20 protein-coding genes are annotated in these 18,858 nt (G+C 58.0%); 10 read left to right on the top strand and 10 right to left on the bottom strand.

Going from position 1 to position 18,858, the window contains the following annotated elements; translation table 11 throughout:
* The first annotated feature begins 115 nt into the window (after positions 1–115).
* From I5192_RS08535 to I5192_RS08490, 10 genes are all read left to right on the top strand, one after another.
* Entirely contained in the window at positions 116–1,366 is a 1,251-nt protein-coding gene (locus tag I5192_RS08535; RefSeq protein WP_223118282.1) for a Zn-dependent hydrolase, read from the top strand.
* A gap of 92 nt (positions 1,367–1,458) precedes the next feature.
* Positions 1,459–2,913: a dihydropyrimidinase gene (gene hydA, locus I5192_RS08530; protein ID WP_170393377.1), complete on the top strand. Its 1,455-nt coding sequence runs from the start codon at positions 1,459–1,461 to the stop codon at positions 2,911–2,913.
* A gap of 55 nt (positions 2,914–2,968) precedes the next feature.
* Positions 2,969–3,766 carry an ABC transporter ATP-binding protein gene (locus I5192_RS08525; RefSeq protein ID WP_170421163.1) on the top strand — a complete coding sequence of 266 codons (798 nt, stop codon included), beginning with the start codon at positions 2,969–2,971 and terminating at the stop codon, positions 3,764–3,766.
* Complete coding sequence (locus I5192_RS08520) at positions 3,766–4,197, top strand: GNAT family N-acetyltransferase (protein ID WP_170393374.1); 432 nt, start codon at positions 3,766–3,768, stop codon at positions 4,195–4,197. Before I5192_RS08525 ends, I5192_RS08520 begins: the two co-directional genes overlap by 1 nt.
* Positions 4,194–5,111, top strand: a complete 918-nt coding sequence (locus tag I5192_RS08515) for an ABC transporter permease (RefSeq protein WP_170405143.1) — start codon at positions 4,194–4,196, stop codon at positions 5,109–5,111. Before I5192_RS08520 ends, I5192_RS08515 begins: the two co-directional genes overlap by 4 nt.
* Positions 5,108–5,953 carry an ABC transporter permease gene (locus I5192_RS08510; RefSeq protein WP_223118185.1) on the top strand — a complete coding sequence of 282 codons (846 nt, stop codon included), beginning with the start codon at positions 5,108–5,110 and terminating at the stop codon, positions 5,951–5,953. The genes I5192_RS08515 and I5192_RS08510 overlap by 4 nt, the downstream gene beginning before the upstream one ends.
* Positions 5,954–6,012: 59 nt before the next feature.
* Complete coding sequence (locus I5192_RS08505; RefSeq protein WP_170393369.1) at positions 6,013–7,002, top strand: ABC transporter substrate-binding protein; 990 nt, start codon at positions 6,013–6,015, stop codon at positions 7,000–7,002.
* A 161-nt stretch (positions 7,003–7,163) separates the two neighbouring features.
* The gene (locus tag I5192_RS08500; RefSeq protein ID WP_223118184.1) at positions 7,164–7,877 is read left to right on the top strand and encodes an ABC transporter permease; all 714 of its coding nucleotides are present in this window, start codon (positions 7,164–7,166) and stop codon (positions 7,875–7,877) included.
* Positions 7,870–8,604 carry an ATP-binding cassette domain-containing protein gene (locus tag I5192_RS08495; RefSeq protein ID WP_223118183.1) on the top strand — a complete coding sequence of 245 codons (735 nt, stop codon included), beginning with the start codon at positions 7,870–7,872 and terminating at the stop codon, positions 8,602–8,604. The genes I5192_RS08500 and I5192_RS08495 overlap by 8 nt, the downstream gene beginning before the upstream one ends.
* A gap of 22 nt (positions 8,605–8,626) precedes the next feature.
* A complete protein-coding gene (locus I5192_RS08490) occupies positions 8,627–9,442 on the top strand; it encodes an extracellular solute-binding protein (RefSeq protein ID WP_223118182.1) in 816 nt (271 codons plus the stop codon).
* A gap of 39 nt (positions 9,443–9,481) precedes the next feature.
* Here the strand turns inward: I5192_RS08490 and I5192_RS08485 are convergent, their stop codons facing one another.
* The 10 genes from I5192_RS08485 to I5192_RS08445 form a co-directional block, all read right to left on the bottom strand.
* Complete coding sequence (locus tag I5192_RS08485; protein WP_223118181.1) at positions 9,482–10,354, bottom strand: helix-turn-helix transcriptional regulator; 873 nt, start codon at positions 10,352–10,354, stop codon at positions 9,482–9,484.
* Positions 10,355–10,480 carry a hypothetical protein gene (locus I5192_RS22480; RefSeq protein ID WP_255612119.1) on the bottom strand — a complete coding sequence of 42 codons (126 nt, stop codon included), beginning with the start codon at positions 10,478–10,480 and terminating at the stop codon, positions 10,355–10,357.
* A 13-nt stretch (positions 10,481–10,493) separates the two neighbouring features.
* A complete protein-coding gene (locus I5192_RS08480) occupies positions 10,494–11,756 on the bottom strand; it encodes a c-type cytochrome (RefSeq protein WP_223118180.1) in 1,263 nt (420 codons plus the stop codon).
* Positions 11,757–12,965 (bottom strand): formate dehydrogenase subunit gamma, encoded by a 1,209-nt coding sequence (locus I5192_RS08475; protein ID WP_223118178.1) that lies wholly within the window; start codon positions 12,963–12,965, stop codon positions 11,757–11,759. It lies immediately after the preceding gene.
* A 73-nt stretch (positions 12,966–13,038) separates the two neighbouring features.
* Positions 13,039–13,632: a formate dehydrogenase FDH3 subunit beta gene (gene fdh3B / locus I5192_RS08470; protein WP_037307340.1), complete on the bottom strand. Its 594-nt coding sequence runs from the start codon at positions 13,630–13,632 to the stop codon at positions 13,039–13,041.
* Positions 13,633–13,643: 11 nt separating this feature from the next.
* A complete protein-coding gene (locus I5192_RS08465) occupies positions 13,644–16,538 on the bottom strand; it encodes a formate dehydrogenase subunit alpha (protein ID WP_170393362.1) in 2,895 nt (964 codons plus the stop codon).
* 105 nt (positions 16,539–16,643) lie between these two features.
* The gene (locus tag I5192_RS08460) at positions 16,644–16,832 is read right to left on the bottom strand and encodes a ubiquinol-cytochrome c reductase iron-sulfur subunit N-terminal domain-containing protein (RefSeq protein WP_170393361.1); all 189 of its coding nucleotides are present in this window, start codon (positions 16,830–16,832) and stop codon (positions 16,644–16,646) included.
* A 56-nt stretch (positions 16,833–16,888) separates the two neighbouring features.
* Complete coding sequence (locus I5192_RS08455; RefSeq protein ID WP_223118177.1) at positions 16,889–17,500, bottom strand: molecular chaperone; 612 nt, start codon at positions 17,498–17,500, stop codon at positions 16,889–16,891.
* Between the two features lie 4 nt (positions 17,501–17,504).
* Positions 17,505–18,086 carry a DUF3306 domain-containing protein gene (locus I5192_RS08450; RefSeq protein ID WP_223118176.1) on the bottom strand — a complete coding sequence of 194 codons (582 nt, stop codon included), beginning with the start codon at positions 18,084–18,086 and terminating at the stop codon, positions 17,505–17,507.
* The gene (locus tag I5192_RS08445; RefSeq protein WP_170510438.1) at positions 18,083–18,637 is read right to left on the bottom strand and encodes a DUF3305 domain-containing protein; all 555 of its coding nucleotides are present in this window, start codon (positions 18,635–18,637) and stop codon (positions 18,083–18,085) included. The genes I5192_RS08450 and I5192_RS08445 overlap by 4 nt, the downstream gene beginning before the upstream one ends.
* Between the last annotated feature and the right edge of the window lie 221 nt (positions 18,638–18,858).

The raw sequence follows: 18,858 nt of genomic DNA, 5'->3' as shown, positions 1-18,858 counted from the left end.
GCAGGCCACTGCAATTTCTTGACTGATGTCGAACCCGTGATAGCGTGAGTTTGACCAGATGGTCAAATCAAGACACCAAAAGCGAGCCAAATCGCAAGCAACAGGGAAGAACATGATGGCAGCTCCGGCGCAGAATCTCAGGATCAATGGCGACAGGTTATGGGACAGCCTGATGGAGATGGCCAAGATCGGCCCAGGCGTCGCGGGTGGCAACAACCGTCAGACGCTAACGGACGAGGACGCCGAAGGGCGCGCGCTGTTTCAGAAATGGTGCGAGGATGCCGGTTGCTCGATGGGGCTGGACCAGATGGGCAATATGTTTGCCCGACGAGAGGGAGCGGATCCCGAGGCTCTGCCGGTTTATGTAGGGTCGCATTTGGATACGCAGCCCACTGGTGGCAAGTATGATGGCGTTCTTGGCGTGCTTGGTGGGCTGGAGATCATTCGCACGCTGAATGACCTAGGCATCAAGACCAAGCACCCTATTGTGGCCACCAATTGGACCAACGAAGAAGGGACGCGATATGCCCCGGCGATGTTGTCTTCGGGGGTGTTTGCCGGAATGCACACTCAGGACTGGGCTTATGCACGTGAGGATGCCGAAGGAAAGAAGTTCGGGGATGAACTGAACCGCATCGGTTGGCGCGGCGATGAAGAGGTTGGCGCGCGCAAGATGCACGCTTTCTTTGAGTTGCACATTGAACAGGGCCCGATTCTGGAAGCTGAAGGTAAGGATATTGGCGTTGTAACCCATGGTCAGGGTTTGAGCTGGACCCAGGTTACCGTGACCGGCAAGGATGCGCATACTGGGTCTACACCGATGCCGATGCGCAAGAATGCCGGGCTGGCGATGGCGCGTATTCTTGAGAAAGTGGACGAGATTGCATGGTCGCATGCACCTCATGCCGTGGGTGCGGCGGGGCATATCGATGTCTATCCGAACTCACGCAATGTGATCCCTGGAAAGGCAGCGTTCACGGTCGATTTTCGCTCGCCCGAGTTGGACGTGATCACTGATATGGAGAACCGTCTGCGGGTCGCAGCTGAAGATATCGTCGAAGAGATGGGGTTGCAGATCGAATTCGAGAAAGTGGGCGGTTTTGATCCGGTGAAGTTTGATGAGGGTTGTGTGGCGGCTGTGCGCGATGCGGCTGAGCGGTTAGGGTATTCGCATACGGACATCATCTCGGGGGCAGGGCATGACGCCTGCTGGATCAATCGAGTAGCGCCAACCGCGATGGTGATGTGCCCATGCGTTGATGGGTTGAGCCATAATGAAGCTGAGGAGATCAGCAAGGATTGGGCTGCAGCCGGGGCGGATGTTCTACTGCATGCGGTCGTCGAGACGGCTGGGATCGTGGAATAGGGGGCTCTGCCCCCGTCGCCCGTTGGGCGGCTCCCCCGGGGTATTTTTAGCCAGATGAAGCAAGCGGCGTAGACCGCATCAGGGAGTTTAACATGAGCACTGTAATCAAGAACGGAACCGTTGTGACCGCTGATCTGACCTATAAGGCGGATGTAAAGGTCGAAGGTGGTGTGATTACTGAGATTGGGCCGGACCTGCGAGGTGATAAGGAACTTGATGCATCGGGCTGTTATGTCATGCCCGGAGGGATCGACCCGCACACGCATCTGGAAATGCCGTTTATGGGAACCTATTCCAGCGATGATTTCGAAAGCGGCACGCGCGCAGCGCTGGCAGGCGGGACCACGATGGTTGTGGATTTCGCGTTGCCTAATCCGGGCGAAAGCCTGTTGGACGCCCTGAAGCGTTGGGACAACAAGTCTACGCGCGCGAATTGTGATTATTCGTTCCATATGGCGGTGACCTGGTGGGGCGAGCAGGTGTTTGATGACATCAAAACCGTCATTGAGACGCGCGGCATCAACACGTTCAAGCATTTCATGGCCTATAAAGGCGCGCTGATGGTGAACGACGATGAGCTATTTGCTTCGTTCAAGCGTCTGGCCGAGTTGGGTGGCACCGCGATGGTCCATGCCGAGAATGGCGATGTGGTTGCTGAACTGAGCGCGAAGCTATTGGCAGAAGGCAATACCGGGCCAGAGGCGCATGCCTATTCCCGCCCGCCACAGGTGGAAGGCGAGGCAACCAACCGCGCGATCATGATTGCGGATATGGCGGGCGTACCGCTCTATGTGGTGCATACTTCCTGTGAGGAGGCGCACGAGGCTATTCGACGCGCCAAGATGCAGGGCAAACGGGTTTGGGGCGAGCCTTTGATCCAACACCTGACATTGGATGAAAGCGAGTATTTCCACCACGATTGGGAGCATGCAGCACGGCGAGTCATGAGCCCTCCGTTCCGGAACAAACAGCATCAGGACAGCTTGTGGAACGGTTTGCAATCGGGAACTCTGAGCGTCGTGGCCACGGACCATTGCGCCTTTACGACCGAGCAGAAACGATATGGCGTGGGTGATTTCACCAAAATCCCGAACGGGACCGGAGGGCTGGAGGATCGGATGCCGATGCTTTGGACGCATGGGGTGAATACCGGGCGATTGACGCCGAATGAGTTCGTGGCTGTTACTTCAACTAACATCGCCAAGATATTGAATTGTTATCCGAAAAAAGGTGCGGTTCTCGTGGGAGCGGATGCTGATCTGGTGGTTTGGGATCCGGATAAGGCCAAGGTGATCTCGGCTGATACGCAGCAGTCGTCGATCGACTACAACGTCTTCGAGGGCAAAGAGGTGCGAGGGCTGCCTCGGTTCACGCTGACCCGCGGTGCGGTGGCTGTACATGATGGCGAGATTCAGACTCAGGAAGGGCACGGTAAGTTCGTGGCACGTGAGGCCAATACCCATGTGAACAAGGCGCTGAGCACCTGGAAAGAGTTGACAGCGCCCCGGCCTGTTGAGCGGACAGGTATACCGGCAACGGGAGTATAAACCCCTTGGGTCGCCTTTCTGGCGACTCGGGTCTGAGCTTCTTCAAGGCAATGGAATGAATACAGAAAATACTACTCAGCCCGTTATTGAGGCAAGGCAGCTGGATCTTACATTTCAGACGAATGATGGGCCTATTCATGCGCTGAAAGATGTGAACTTGTCGATTGGCAAGGGGGAGTTCGTTAGTTTTATCGGCCCCTCGGGCTGCGGCAAGACGACGTTCCTGCGCTGTATCGCAGCGCTGGAAACACCGACCGGCGGGACCCTGACCGTGAATGGCATGACGCCTGACGAAGCACGGCGAAAGCGCGCTTATGGGTATGTGTTTCAGGCGGCCGGGCTCTACCCGTGGCGGACCATTGCAAAGAACATCAAGCTGCCGCTTGAGATCATGGGCTATTCCTCCGCCGAGCAGGAGGAACGCGTTAGAAAGGTTCTGGAACTTGTTGATCTTGATGGATTTGGCGGTAAGTTCCCCTGGCAGCTCTCGGGCGGGATGCAACAGCGGGCCAGTATTGCGCGGGCCTTGGCATTTGATGCGGATATTCTGCTGATGGACGAACCGTTCGGTGCGCTGGATGAGATTGTGCGCGACCATCTGAACGAACAGCTTCTGGCATTATGGGCGCGCACCGAGAAGACCATCGGTTTCGTAACACATTCGATCCCCGAAGCGGTGTATCTCAGCACCAAGATCGTGGTAATGAGCCCTCGGCCTGGCCGGATCACGGATGTGATCGATAGCCCTCTGCCGAAAGAGCGGCCTCTGGATATCCGTGACACGCCCGAGTTTATCGAAGTCGCCCACCGCGTGCGAGAAGGATTGCGAGCGGGTCATGGGGATGATGTGTGATGGCGGATAAAGGCATCAGACGGGCATCCCGCGAAGATGTGGGGGATTGCGCGCGCATCATCGCGACCTGGGCCGCGCAGACCGATTGGATACCCGAGGAATTGCCAGAAGAAAAGCTGGCGGATCTGATCCTTGAGGCGTTTCCGAACAGGGACATCTGGATCGCAGGTGATCCGATTGATTGCTATATGTCTGTCGATCCGGTCGAACATAAGGTTGGTGCGCTGTATTGTTTGCGCACTGGACAGGGCATCGGCAAGCAATTGCTGGATAAGGCGAAGGAGGGGCGCGACCATCTTTGGCTGACCACACATGTGCCAAATGTCGACGCGCAACGGTTTTATCGGCGCGAGGGCTTTGTTGAGACGGGAAGAGAGCCTCCGGTGCCACCTGACACGGTGCCTGTCATTCGGATGGAGTGGCACGCATGAAGCAGATCATTGCAGTCCTCACCGTGATCGCCGCCATTGTCGTTGTCTGGTACGCGGCCTGTATTCCTATGAATATCAAAGGGGTTCTGACCGAACAGGAGCGCGCGGGTGCTGAAGTCCAACCACCTTCAGCCAAGGATCGCCGTGACATGGGTGAGATCGGTCTGGCCTTGAACAACGCGTTTGCAATCCCAGCCACATGGGAGCAGGACCGCCCGCGGCTGCCTGCACCGCATCAAGTTGGGATTGAGTTGTGGGAAACCACGATTGAGAAAAAAATCACCTCGAAACGCTCTCTGATTTATCATGGCTGGGTCACGCTGAGCGCCACGATGCTGGGTTTTGCTATCGGAACCGGGTTGGGCATCCTACTGGCGGTCGGGATCGTGCACAGTCGGGTGATGGATCTGTCGGTGATGCCCTGGGCGATCGTTAGCCAGACCATTCCTATCATTGCGCTGGCTCCGATGATCATCGTTGTTCTGTATTCTGTTGGGGTTCAGGGGATCATTCCGAAGGCGATCATTTCGGCGTATCTGAGTTTCTTCCCCGTCGTCGTAGGCATGGTAAAAGGGCTGCGCAGCCCGGATGCTATGCAGTTGGATTTGCTGCGAACCTACAATGCCAGCCGTTCGCAGGGGTTTTGGAAACTGCGCCTGCCGGCCTCGATGCCCTATCTGTTTACATCGCTGAAAATTGGCGTCGCTGCGTCGCTGGTCGGGGCCATTGTTGGAGAACTGCCGACCGGGGCTGTTGCCGGGTTGGGTGCACGGCTGCTGGCCGGTAGCTACTATGGCCAGACGGTACAGATCTGGTCGGCGCTGTTTGCTGCAGCCATTCTCGCCGCCTGTCTCGTCGGGTTGCTGGGGCTGATCGAGCGGACCGTCCTGAAACGAATGGGGATGGCACAATGATACCTATTCTTAGTGCAATCGCTGTCTGGTTATTGGGCTGGTGGTTGAACAGCCGTCTGGCCAGCGGACCCTATTCTGACACACGGATGGTGCGGTTTCTTGCGCCCCTGATCTTCGGTCTGACCGTGATTGGCATCTGGGAACTGGTGGTGCGTGGACTAGAAGTGCCCTTGGTCATCCTGCCCGCACCATCAGTCATCTGGGACCGTTTCTGGGACAGTTTGCCGACACTTTGGGCTGACTTTGTTCAAACGATCATCAAGGGAGCACTCAGCGGCTACATCATCGGCTGCGGTTCGGCCTTTCTCATGGCAATTGCCGTGGATAGATGGGATTTCCTGCGCCTCGGGCTTCTTCCCGTCGGCAACTTTGTTGCAGCGCTGCCGATCGTGGGCACCGCACCCATTCTAGTGATGTGGTTCGGGTTCGACTGGCATTCCAAGGCGGCGGTCGTCGTAGTGATGGTGTTCTTCCCGATGCTGGTGAACACGGTGGCAGGGCTGCGCGAAGCCACAACGATGCAGCGCGATCTGATGGAGACCTATGCCGCCACCTATTGGCAGAGCTTCCTGAAACTTCGCCTCCCCGCCGCGATGCCGTTTATTTTCAACGGGCTAAAGATTTCTACCACTCTGGCGCTGATCGGCGCTATCGTGGCTGAGTTCTTTGGCTCCCCCACATTGGGCATGGGCTTTCGAATATCGACCAGCGTCGGGCAATTGTCGCTGGATATGGTGTGGGCCGAGATTGTAGTGGCCGCGCTGGCGGGGACGGCCTTCTACGGCGTAGTGGCGATGATCGAAAAGGCGGTGACCTTCTGGCATCCGTCGCAGCGAGGATAAAGGAATAATTAAACAGACCCCATAAACGGGGCAAACATAAGCAACTAGGAGATATGAAGATGAAGAAGCTACTCAGTGGGGCGGTTGCGGCCTTTAGCCTGGCAGCCAGTGCGACACTTGCTGCGGATGAGGTGACACTGCAATTGAAGTGGGTCACGCAAGCGCAGTTTGCGGGCTATTATGTGGCAAAAGATAAAGGGTTCTACGAAGAAGAGGGGCTGGACGTCACCATTCTGCCCGGCGGTCCTGATATTGCGCCTACACAGGTGATCGCAGGTGGCGGAGCAGACGTTACGGTGGAATGGATGCCGGCTGCACTTGCTGCGCGCGAAAAGGGTCTGCCTCTGGTGAACATCGCGCAGCCTTTCAAGAGCTCGGGCATGATGCTGACCTGCTGGAAAGATGCGGGGATTGCCTCGCCTGAAGATCTCAAAAATCGCACGCTGGGAGTCTGGTTCTTCGGCAACGAATTCCCGTTCATGAGCTGGATGAGTCAGCTGGGAATCGGTACCGATGGCAAAAGCGACAGCGGTGTCGAAGTGCTGAAACAAGGCTTTAACGTCGACCCGCTGCTGCAGCGTCAGGCCGATTGCATCAGCACCATGACCTACAATGAGTATTGGCAGGTCATTGATGCCGGTGTCACGCCTGAAGAACTGGTAACCTTCAAATACGAAGATCAGGGCGTCGCCACGCTTGAGGATGGTCTATATGTGCTTGAAGAAAATTTGAGCGATGCGGCCTTCACCGACAAGATGGAACGGTTTGTCCGCGCCTCGATGAAGGGTTGGAAATACGCCGAAGAGAACCCGGATGAAGCCGCCGAGATCGTTCTCGAAAACGATGCAACCGGTGCCCAGACAGAAGAGCATCAAAAGCGCATGATGGGCGAGATTGCCAAGCTGACCGCAGGGTCGAACGGGGCGCTGGATCCAGCCGATTTCGACCGCACGGTTGATACCCTGCTGGCGGGCGGATCTGATCCGGTTATCACCAAAAAGCCTGAAGGGGCATGGACACATCAGATCACCGACGCTGCGCTGAACTGAACCAGCTACAGCAAAAGACGTGCCAATCAAACGCGGCCCCGTCAGGGCCGCGTTCTTAGTTTTGAATGTCGAATTTGTGCCTGTACTTGCTGGCCAGAACCTTTAGTATTTCCCTGTAATTCATAGCATTTTGTCACAGCATACGGCATGACTGGTAGAATATGCAGGGATTTGCATCAGAATTCACTCAGGCGCTCTCGCTGATCCTCGAAGGGGATGCAGAGCTGTGGGCAATTGTGTTGTTGTCGCTGCGTGTTTCGATCTTTGCTGTTCTGATTTCGGCGGTCATCGGGATGCCTATTGGGGCAGCTTTGGCCGTCGCGCGGTTTCCGGGACGGCGGGCGCTGATTATCCTTGTGAACGCTCTGATGGGGTTCCCACCAGTCGTCGTCGGTTTGCTGGTCTACCTGATGTTGTCCCGATCCGGTCCTTTGGGGGTGCTGGAACTTCTCTACACCCCCACCGCAATGATCATAGCGCAGGTGGTGCTGGTGACGCCGATCATGGCCGCACTTACCCGGCAGGTGGTCGAGATGCTGGCCGAGGAGTATTCTGAACAACTCCGCTCGCTCGGCGTATCGCGGTTGGCTTCGATCCCGGTGCTGTTGTGGGACGCGCGTCTGGCTCTGGTCACCGCATTACTGGCCGGGTTTGGCCGGGCAATCGCCGAGGTAGGCGCAGTGATCATCGTCGGCGGCAATATCAATCACGTGACGCGCGTGATGACGACCACGATTGCGCTTGAGACTTCGAAGGGGAACTTGGCGCTGGCGCTGGCCTTGGGTGTGATCCTGATCGGTTTGGCCGTGGCGGTAAACGCGATAGTCAGCGCATTGACCCTGCGGGCCGAGCGGGAAGGGCTGCGCCATGCGTGATGTCGTAACCGAGGTGCCGGGCATGTTGGAGGTCCACGGGTTGCACATTGCACGCGAAGGCAAGGTGCTGCTCGATGTCCCGCATTTGTGTCTGGAGGGCCCGGGTCCGACCATGATCTTGGGTCCAAACGGCGCTGGCAAAAGTCTGTTGCTGCGTTGTCTGCATGGTCTGATTCAACCCGACAGCGGGCGTGTCTGTCAGGACGGTGTTGTGTTGAATGCAGCCCACAAAGCGCGGCAGGCGATGGTGTTTCAAAGCCCCGTGCTGCTGCGCCGCTCGGTCGCGGCCAATCTGGACTTTGTGCTAAAGCGGAAATCGATGCCCCGTGCCTTGCGCAGGCATCGTATCGAAGCTTTGCTGGCCGAAGGTGGACTGGATGGCAAGGCACGTCAATCCGCGCGTTCGCTGTCTGGTGGCGAGGCGCAAAGGTTGGCGATCCTGCGCGCGTTGGCCTTAGACCCCAGGACCTTGTTTCTGGACGAACCCACCAGTGCATTGGATCCAAGCGCCATGCAGATGATCGAGCGGATGGTCCTGCGTGCCTCGGCCCGGGGTGTGCGCATCGTGATGGTGACGCATGACATCGGGCAGGCGCGGCGCCTGGCATCTGACATCGTGATGATGCAGGCAGGGCGTGTGGTGGAACACGGAAGGGCGCAGCAGGTTCTGGAAGCCCCCAAAAGCAACGAGTCGCGCCGGTATCTGGCTGGCGGTCTGGTAACCTGATTAACAGAGATGGAGACTTCGAATGATCCCTGATTTCGTTCGGGCATCAATTGTCGCGCTTGGACTGACCACAGGCGCAGGTTTGGCGGAAGAACCCTTTATCGTCGTGCAATCCACGACCTCGACGCAGAACTCGGGTCTGCTGGACTATATCCTGCCAGGGTTTGAGGCTGAAACAGGTATCGATGTACGGGTTGTGGCCGTCGGGACCGGTCAGGCGATCCGGAACGCAATCAACGGCGATGGCGATGTTCTTCTGGTTCATTCCAAGCCCGCCGAAGAGCAGTTTGTGGCAGACGGTTGGGGCGTCGAACGGTTCGATGTCATGTACAATGATTTTGTATTGGTTGGCCCAAAATCTGATCCGGCCGGAATTGCCGGGGGCAACGACATTACAACCGCTTTGACAGCTGTGGCCGAAACGAAGGTACCCTTTGCCTCGCGCGGGGATGACAGCGGGACCCACAAAGCCGAAATGCGCAATTGGGAGGCGACAGGCGTTGACCCGACGGCGGCGTCGGGGACTTGGTATCGCGAGACCGGATCGGGGATGGGGGCAACGCTGAACGTGGCCAGCGGCATGGACGCGTATGCTCTGACCGACCGGGCAACCTGGTTATCCTTCAGAAACCGGGGCAATCTGGAGGTCTTGGTCGAGGGCGATCCGCGCCTGTTTAACCAATATGGTGTAATCCTTGTGAACCCTGAAAAGCACACAGGCGTCCGCGCCGCTGCCGGGCAGAGGTTCATCGACTGGCTGACCGGTCCTGATGGACAGGCGGCGATTGCGTCTTACACGCTGGATGGTGAGCAGTTGTTTTTTCCAAACGCACAGTAAGTTCGCCTCGGGTTGGCGCAACAAGGAATGGACGACGGATCAGCCACTGGCGCCGTTGTGGTGGATCCGACCCAGATTTGCGAGATCATAGCCGCCTAGTTCATCAGCGCGTTCGATAAAACGCTCGGATTTCAAAAACTGGGTCAGCGTCTGCATGGGGGCCTCGAAGAAGGCGCGGCGCCAGATTGCAAGGTCCAGACGCTCGGAATGGGTGGGCATGAAACTCAGCCCATACGGGCGCGCCAGTGCACCGAGGCCAAAACCAACCTCTGCCTTGCCGTCACGCAGGGCGATGGCCAGCTCTTCTTCTGTGCGGGCGCAAACGGGCAGGGTGTTCAGATCATCACGACCCAGTCCGTGGGCGTCGAGCAGTGCATCGAACAGACGCTGGCTGGCGGCGCTGTCTTGCCGCAGAATGATCCGTCTGCCTTTCAGATCCTGAAACCCCGAGATGTCCGAAGTGCCGGGTGCCAGCAACAGGCCGCGCTGCCGGTTGGCAATCTGGTAGAGGATCACAGGTGCTTCGCCCATCGTGTCGCGCAGGGTCTGAGTGTTGAAGCCTTCTGGTTCGTGGATATGCAAGGCCGCCGCCTGTGCGCTGCGCTCCGCAAGACGATTCAGCCCGTCGAAAGACCCATCATAGTAAGTCGCAAGCCCAGAGCCGCTTTCCCGCAAAGCCCAGTCCAACAGGGGATCGTGGCTACCTGCCACGATCGGCGGCAGGGGTGGTTCGACGACATCGGGGCCAGAGCGTGAGGCGTTGAGCCACGCTATGATCTCGGCTTTTGGGAACAACAGCTTGCCCATGGCGCGTACACACGGGATTTCGCCCGAGGATGCCAGATCATAGGCCTTCCGCTCACCAATGCGCAGCAGATCCGCCAATTCGCGGGTGGTCAGGTATTGCGGCATTCAGTCGAGGCGTACAGCCGAACCGGACGTCTTGTCGGCGGCGCTGAAACCGAATTGATCCAGCGTGTAAGGAGCGGCGACAGTGATCACGACCATCGCGGCGACGGCGGTCAGAAAGGCTTTCATGTTCTCCTCCGGCTCAATCCTGCGGTGCGGTGGCGCTGCGCAGAAACGCGACCAGATCTAACCGGTCCTGTGCTTGCGTGATCCGCTGCATTGGCATCTTTGACCCCGGAATGTAGTGGTCCGGGCCTTCGTCGAAAAGAGCATTTATTGTCTCTTCATTCCAAATAATATCAGAGTCTTGCAGCGTATCCGAGTACAAATAATCGGGCAATGTGCCCGCCTTCCGCCCAAAGATGTCGTGCAAGGTAGGGCCCGCACGTCGACCTCCATCCGGCGTCAGGCTGTGACAGATCGAACACTTGCGTGCAAATTGCCGTTCTCCGTTGCCCATCTCGCTTGGGTCTTTCAGAAAGCTGGGTTCGGCAGCGGCCATCTGTTCGCTATCGCCCAGCGCTGAAACGGGCCAGCTGTACATTGCCTCATCAATGCCGCCTGCGTGAAGATTTTGACCATCTGCAGAAAAAGCGAGCGCCCAAACCGGACCGCGCAGGGTGGCACGGAAATCTTGTGCAATGCGCCATTCGAAAGTGTCGATGACCATTATAAAGCCTTCACCATCGCCGACAGCCAACAGCTTGCGATCGGGGCTCAGTGCCATGGCGAGGATCGGGCGCCGATCCAACGTAAAGTCATGTTCTTCTTCGGTGGTGAGGCTCAGGATGCGTGTCACTCCATCGACGGTACCGTAGGCGATCCAGTTGTCTTGTGCGTTCAGGACCAATTCATTGATGCCAAAACCATGCTCGATCAGGCGATTTGTTTCCTGACCGCTGGCGACATCCCAGATACGCAACGCTCCGTCGACACCTGCCGAATAAAGCTGCTTTCCGTCCGGCGTAAAAACAACTGCATTCACCCCGCTGCCGATTGGCCCAAGCAGGGTCGGCTCGGACCCGTCCACCGGCCACAGGCCGATGGTACCATCCCAGCTGGCCGTCGCGATATGAGTTTTCGACGCTGCAATGCCGATAATCTTGCCTTTGTGCTGCCCGACTACATCCCCGCCGGGCCAGCGGCGGAGGGTGAAGTCATCCCCGGCAGAATAGATTGCAGTGCCATTGAAAACGACCGAGTTCACTGCCGCTTCGTGCCCCTCCAGCCATTCCGGTGTCTGTCCGGTCCAGAGACCGACCGAATTGTCGAAACTGGCCGTTGCGATGCGCCCATCCGGTGCCGAAGCGATCCCCATGATCGGCCCGCCATGGCCTTTGAGCGTGAAAAACTCGGACCAGGCGGGCAGGGGGGTCAAAACAAGCGCAAGAGCGAGCCAGCGCATCTATTCTGCAGGTGAGGCCGATGCCTTGCCGGCCTCTTTTTCTTGCAGCTCTTCCAGCCACAGCGAGTGGTGCTCGCGTGCCCATTGTTCTTCGACTTCACCGGTGCCCATGGCGTCAAACGCACCCTCCATGCCCACCGAGCCAAGGTAGATATGGGCGATGATGATGGCGATGAACACGTAGGCGACCATGACATGCCAAACTTGGGCATATTGCATCTCTTCCTGCGGTGACATCTGCACTGGCAGGTTCAGACCCAACGCCTGCGGAATACCTGTCGAATTGGCGATTGAGAAGGTTTTGGCGAACATCGGCAGCTCGAACGGGAATAGCAGCGACAGGCCTGACAGGCTGATAGAGACACCCAGTAGAATGCAAGCCCAGAAGATTATCTTTTGACCCGCATTGAATTTCTTGGCTGGTGGATGGCTGTCTTTGGTGAACAAGCCCCCTCCGGCGGCCAACCATTTCAGGTCGGTCTTGTTGGGGATGTTATGGGCAATCCAGTTTATGGTGATGATTATCAGACCCAACATGAAGGCCCATGCGAGGTTGTTGTGAAGCCACTTGCACCCTTGCGCGATAGTGGCGAACCCTTCTTTGCCAAAGACCGGGATCAAGAAATCGCGGCCATAAAGGGTCAGCAGGCCTGTGATGCCGAGCACAAGGAACGACCCGGCAAAGAGCCAGTGACCGAAACGTTCGAAACTATTGAAACGAAGGACCGTGCGGCCGGTTTTTTCTCCGTCGATGCGGATTTTTCCTCGGATCAGAAAGAAAAGCACAATGATCGCAAGCATTCCGCCCAGAATGTAGGTTCCATATTCACGCAACGGGCCAGTTCGGAAGTTCAACCACCACATGCCGCCGTCTTGAATCAGCACGCTGTCCGCAGGTCCCTGGGATGAAACGGTGACGTCCGCAGATCCGTAACGCAGCGCGCGGTAGACGTCACTGTCAGAGGCAACACCATGGGTGCCGAACTGTCCCAGCAGGCCTTCAACATTGCCCTGACCGGTGTTTTCAGACCTGTAGCTGTTGTCGACCTTCTCGCCACGCTGGCGGGCCAGAATGTCCTCAAGCGTGGTCGCGCCGCCGGTTGTAGACCGGTCGGTCGAATCCGCAGGGGCGGCCCCCTCACTGGTTTGAGCGCCCGCAACTTGGGTCAGCGTTAGCGAAAGCAGGAAAGCGATGAATAAGCGCAACATCGGAACCTCAATAAAAATCCAATGCAGGATGACCCACATCTGCGGGTCATCCGTTTTGCTTTAGTAGACGGGTTCAGCCGTCTTTCTGATCGTAGGCCGTGCCCCAACCCCAAGCGCCCGAACCAAATCCGCGCGCGACGACACGCTCGCGGTAAATAGCCGAGACTACGTCGCCATCGCCGGCGAGCAGGGCCTTGGTAGAACACATCTCGGCGCAGATGGGCAATTTGCCCTCTGCGATCCGGTTGCGACCGTATTTGGCGAACTCTGCGGTCGAGTGCGTTTCCTCGGGGCCGCCAGCACAGAAGGTACATTTGTCCATCTTGCCTCGCGATCCGAAGTTGCCCGCCTGCGGGTATTGCGGCGCGCCGAAGGGGCACGCATAGAAGCAATAGCCGCAGCCAATGCACAGGTCCTTGGAGTGCAGGACGACCCCTTCTTCGTTCTGATAGAAGCAGTCGACCGGGCACACCGCCATGCAGGGCGCATCCGAACAATGCATACAGGCCACCGAGATCGAGCGTTCACCCGGATTGCCGTCATTGATCGTCACCACCCTGCGGCGGTTGATGCCCCACGGCACCTCGTGCTCGTTCTTACACGCGGTTACGCAGGCGTTACACTCGATGCAGCGTTCAGCGTCGCAGAGAAACTTTGCTCTAGCCATTATCGTCCTCCTTACGCTGACCAGATTTTGCAGAGAGTCGCTTTGGTCTCTTGCATCTGGGTCACTGAATCATAGCCATAGGTCTGGGCGGTGTTGGTACTTTCACCCAGCACATAGGGGTCTGCACCGGCAGGATACTTGTGCCGCTGGTCTTCGCCCTGGAAATGGCCGCCAAAGTGGAAGGGCATGAAGGCGACACCGGCGCCGACTCTGTTAGTCAGCATCGCCATCACCTTGACCTTGCCGCCCTCAGGACCTTCGACCCAGACCTGTGATCCGTCCCGAATACCAAGGTTGTTGGCATCGCGCGGATTGATCTCGACGAACATGTCTTGCTGGAGCTCAGCCAGCCACGGGTTCGACCGCGTCTCATCGCCGCCACCCTCATACTCGACCAGACGACCAGACGTGAGGATTATCGGGTAATCCTTTGAAAAGTCGTTCTTTTGGATCGACGCATAAAGGGTAGGTAGACGATAGGCCTGACGGTCATCGTAGGTTGGATAGTCCTCCACCAGATCGCGCCGGTTTGTATAGAGTGGCTCGCGGTGCAGTGGGATCGGATCCGGGAAGGTCCATACGACCGCGCGTGCCTTTGCGTTCCCGAAGGGCGCACAGCCATGGGCAATCGCGACCCGCTGGATACCGCCGCTAAGGTCGGTTTTCCAGTTGGTCTCTGGTCCCGCAACGGCGTCGATGGCCGCACGTTCCTCAGCCGTCAGGTCACCGTCCCAGCCAAGGTCCATCAGCATCTGCATCGTGAATTCCGGATAACCATCCTGAATTTCCGACCCAACACTATAGACCCCTTCGGCCAGCAGGTTGTCACCATCCCGTTCCACGCCGAAACGGGCGCGGAAGGTCAGGCCGCCTTCGGCCACCGGTTTGGACATATCATACAGGTTTGGTGTCCCCGTATGACCCATCTCAGCCGTTCCCCAGCAAGGCCAGGGCAGACCGTAATACTCGCCGTCGTTGGGGCCACCAATGGCTTGCAGCGTGGTTCTGTCGAACGTGTGCTGGTTGGCCATATGGCTTTTCAGACGTTCCGGCGACTGACCGGTATAGCCAATTGTCCAAAGGCCGCTGTTGAACTCACGCGTGATGCTTTCAACATTCGGGGTTTCGGGATCTTCCATCTCGATATTGCGGAAGAACCGATCCGCCCAGCCGAACTTGTTGGCGAACTTGGCCATGATGACCTCGTCCGGCAGGCTTTCGAACAGAGGTTCGACCACGCGGTCCCGCCACTGCAGCGATCGGTTCGAGGCCGTGACCGAGCCACGGGTTTCGAACTGCGTACAGGCGGGCAGCAGATAGACGCCATCGGTGCGGTCATGCAGCACGGCCGAGACGGTGGGATACGGGTCGATCACGACCAGCATGTCCAGCTTCTCCATCGCCGTCTTCATTTCCGTCATCCGGGTCTGCGAGTTGGGCGCGTGGCCCCACAGAACCATGGCGCGGACGTTGTTATCCTGATCCATGTTAGCTGGGTCTTCGAGAACACCGTCGATCCAGCGGGAAACCGGGATGCCGCGCTCATTCTGCAGCGGTTTATCCTTGCCTTCCTTATCCTTGATCGTGGCGAACTGGCCTGCAAGCCACTCGGGCTCTTCACCCCAGACACGGGCCCAGTGACCCCATGCGCCTTTTGACAAGCCATAGTAGCCGGGCAGGGTATGGGACAGAACACCAAGGTCTGTCGCGCCTTGCACGTTGTCATGGCCGCGGAAGATGTTGGTGCCACCACCTGAGGTGCCCATGTTGCCAAGCGCAAGCTGAAGCACGCAGTAGGCGCGAGTGTTGTTGTTGCCGTTGGTGTGCTGCGTACCACCCATGCACCATACAACGGTACCGGGGCGGTTGTTCACCATGGTCCGTGCGACGCGGCGCAGCTGCGAGCCGGGCGTACCGGTGACGCGCTCAACCTCATCCGGGTTCCACTTGGCAACCTCTTCCCGGATTTGGTCCATCCCCCAGACACGGGTGCGGATGAACTCTTTGTCCTCCCAGCCGTTGTCGAAGATATGCCACAGGATACCCCAGATCAGAGCGACGTCGGTACCGGGGCGGAAGCGGACATATTCATCCGCATGGGCCGCGGTGCGCGTAAAGCGCGGGTCACAGACGATTAAAGGCGCATTGTTCTGCTCTTTCGCACGCAGGATATGCAGCAGCGAGACGGGGTGCGCCTCGGCCGGGTTACCACCGATGATGAAGATGGCCCGGCTGTTGTGCATGTCGTTGTACGAATTGGTCATGGCGCCGTAGCCCCATGTATTCGCAACACCCGCGACAGTGGTCGAGTGGCAGATACGGGCCTGATGGTCCACGTTGTTCGTGCCCCAATAGGCGGCGAACTTGCGGAACAGATAGGCCTGTTCGTTATTGTGCTTCGCAGACCCCAGCCAGTACACGCTGTCCGGCCCGGATTCTTCGCGGATGCTCATCATGCCATCGCCGATCTCGTTGATCGCCTCTTCCCAGCTGATGCGCTTCCACTCGCCACCTTCCTTTTTCATCGGATATTTCAGGCGGCGCTCGCCATGGGCGTGCTCGCGCACCGAGGCCCCCTTGGCGCAGTGTGCACCCAGATTGAATGGGCTATCCCAGCCGGGTTCCTGCCCGATCCAGACTCCGTTCTGTACCTCGGCAACGACCGTGCAGCCGACCGAGCAGTGAGTGCATACGGATTTGATATTCTCAACGGCGGTGTTTGCCGCTGTCTGGGCACTGGCGGGCGTCACGGTTCCACCCGTGGCGCTGATCGCGGCAAGGCCGCCGATCGTCAGGCCCGAGCCACGCAAGAATGCGCGGCGATCGACGGTTTTCTCGCCGACCTGGGACAGGATACTTGTCCGCTGGGGGCGTCTCGCAACCCCGTTGGTCTTTTTCCTAAGCATTTCTTTCCTCCCTTGCTGGCCATGTAACCCATGGCTGGCTTGGTACTTCGCGAAACCGACGTCAGGGCCAATCGCAACCGTCTGTCGGGTATGACTACGTCCGGGTCAGAACCGGGCGCTGTCGAGGTATGCGCGCGTATGCGCGGTGTCCTGCATCCGGGTTTCGTCCGTCGGCAGTTCGGCTGCTTCGGCTTTCCCAGACAGGCTGGCGGCGGCTACAGCAGCGGGCGCTGCGGTTCCGGCCAGTTTCAGGAAGTCGCGGCGGGTTGCGCCTTCTTCCTTGGTCTTGCTCATGGGCTCCTCCTGTCCCAATTGCGGTTTGGTGCCTAAAGGCACCGGCGAATGGCGGGCTAGGCCGCCGTCATTCGAAAGGCTTCACGTTCGATCTCCATGAACACCCGACCAGCCGTGCCGACCGAGGCGTAGAGAACCGAGTTCTCGGCACCTTCCAAATCCGAATAGAAATGCGCGGCCCAGGGCCCGATATGTTTGCTCCAGAACGCCTTTTGATCTTCCAGCGTGGCGGGCGCGCCGAACCGACCGACGATCATGCCCGCCATCATTTCCATTAGCGAGGCGATGTTGTCTTCGGGTTCATAAACATTCTGCGCCCGGGTGATGCCTCGCGCGGCCATGTCATTGCGCAGCTGCGCCAGGGGTTTTTCGTTCAGAAAGCCCGTCAGGTAGAAAGAGGCATAAGGCAGCAGTTCGCCTCGGCCCAATCCGATGAAAAGTGCGTTGAATTCGCGCTCTGCGGCGGCAGGCTTGGTCACCTTGGCCACCCGTGCCATTGCCCGAATGGCCTGACCTAGATCCGAGTCATCACCGCTTAGCCCGGCCATCTGATCCAGAAGCAACTGATCGGGTGGACCGGCCAATAGCAGGCCAAGAAAATTATAGAAATCCGCACGCAGACGATCCTCAGTCGAGATATCCAATGTTTGCGCGTTGTCTGCGGTCATAGAGTTATCCTTCGAATTCGAATTTCATACGGCGTGGAGCAGGGGGGAGTTCGATCTCCTCTGGCTCTTCCATTTCAGCCATCTGTGGGGCTTCCGGTTCAGGTTCGACGGCGTTGATCGGTTCTGCATCTGACTCGATCGCCTCGGGCATGTCAGCTTCCGTTTCTGCTTCGGACATTTCTGCCTCGGCAGCGAGCGCTTCGACATGCGCCAACATACCTTTGCCAACCTGATACGCGGTCTGGATGTTCTCAATCACGCAAGCCGCATCGGTATAATCCTCGCCGTAATCGACCAGCCCGTCGACATTGGCCAGAACAGGATTCAACCGCCATAGGCGCCGCAAGGCGCGGCGGCGCAGACGGTCAGGTACAGCTTTGGCCATGAAGCCCGAGACATCATCGCCGGCTTCCAGTGTATCGGGATCGGGCAGATCAAACTCGGCCAGAATTTCAGCGTCGCTTTTTTCCTCCAGCTCAGCTTGCCGCGTTGTGATGATCTGTTCCTCTGCGGCCAGAGCTTCTGCTTCGGTCTCGGCCTGAACGGCGGCCTTGCGGCGGGACCAGAAATCGCGGGCCTGGGTCATTGCAGCACCCGACGCGGAGCCCGGTAGACATCTGAATCCTGCCGGATTCGTGCATCGCCCTTGCCGTCTTCCACCAGATCGGTGCGTTTCTTGTCCCGTTTACGTTTTATGAACACCTCGTCCTGATGATGCTGCAGGGTGAAATCGCGGAGCCATGCAATCAACCCTTCGGTCATCGGAATCTTCTCAACGATCTCTTCGCCGGTATCCGCATAATCCTGCCCCTCGAACGGTGAGGCGGTGATCAATACGGCATTCAGGGGTGTTTCGCCTTTCAGCTCATCCCGCAAAACCAGGTACAGCGAAGGTTGACCGTCCGACAGGTTGACCATGTAGGCTTCGGTTTCATCGGCCCAGAGCGTGAGGGGCAGGGTGGCTGCATGGTATTCGATGGCCTCACCTTCACGTCGCAACTCTTGCCAGTCGGCAGGCCCTGCACCTGGCAAAACAGCGACCGCGCGCCAGTTCCAACGCGCCCAGCGTGTCACCCCGGGTGTTCTGCGCACGACGACGCCAATTGTCATTTCAGTCCGGCTTGCGGCCTTGGCCACTGGCTCCTCCCCGGAAGGCTCTCCCCTGCCTTCCATTGATGTACTATGTTACATAAATTGGCGACCTGCCAAGTCTAGTTTCGCCTAATATGAGACATTCACTTAGAGTTTATTCCCAACTTCAGGTTTTGATGGCGAATTGTGATGAAAAATAATGCACATATCGGGATTTTCTCTGATGCTTCGCATTGCCTCGGCGCGGATTGGGTCTAAGCTGCTGA

The organism is Ruegeria sp. SCSIO 43209, assembly GCF_019904295.1.
In the GTDB taxonomy this organism is placed as follows: domain Bacteria; phylum Pseudomonadota; class Alphaproteobacteria; order Rhodobacterales; family Rhodobacteraceae; genus Ruegeria.
This window is presented reverse-complemented; position numbering and strand designations above follow the sequence as displayed.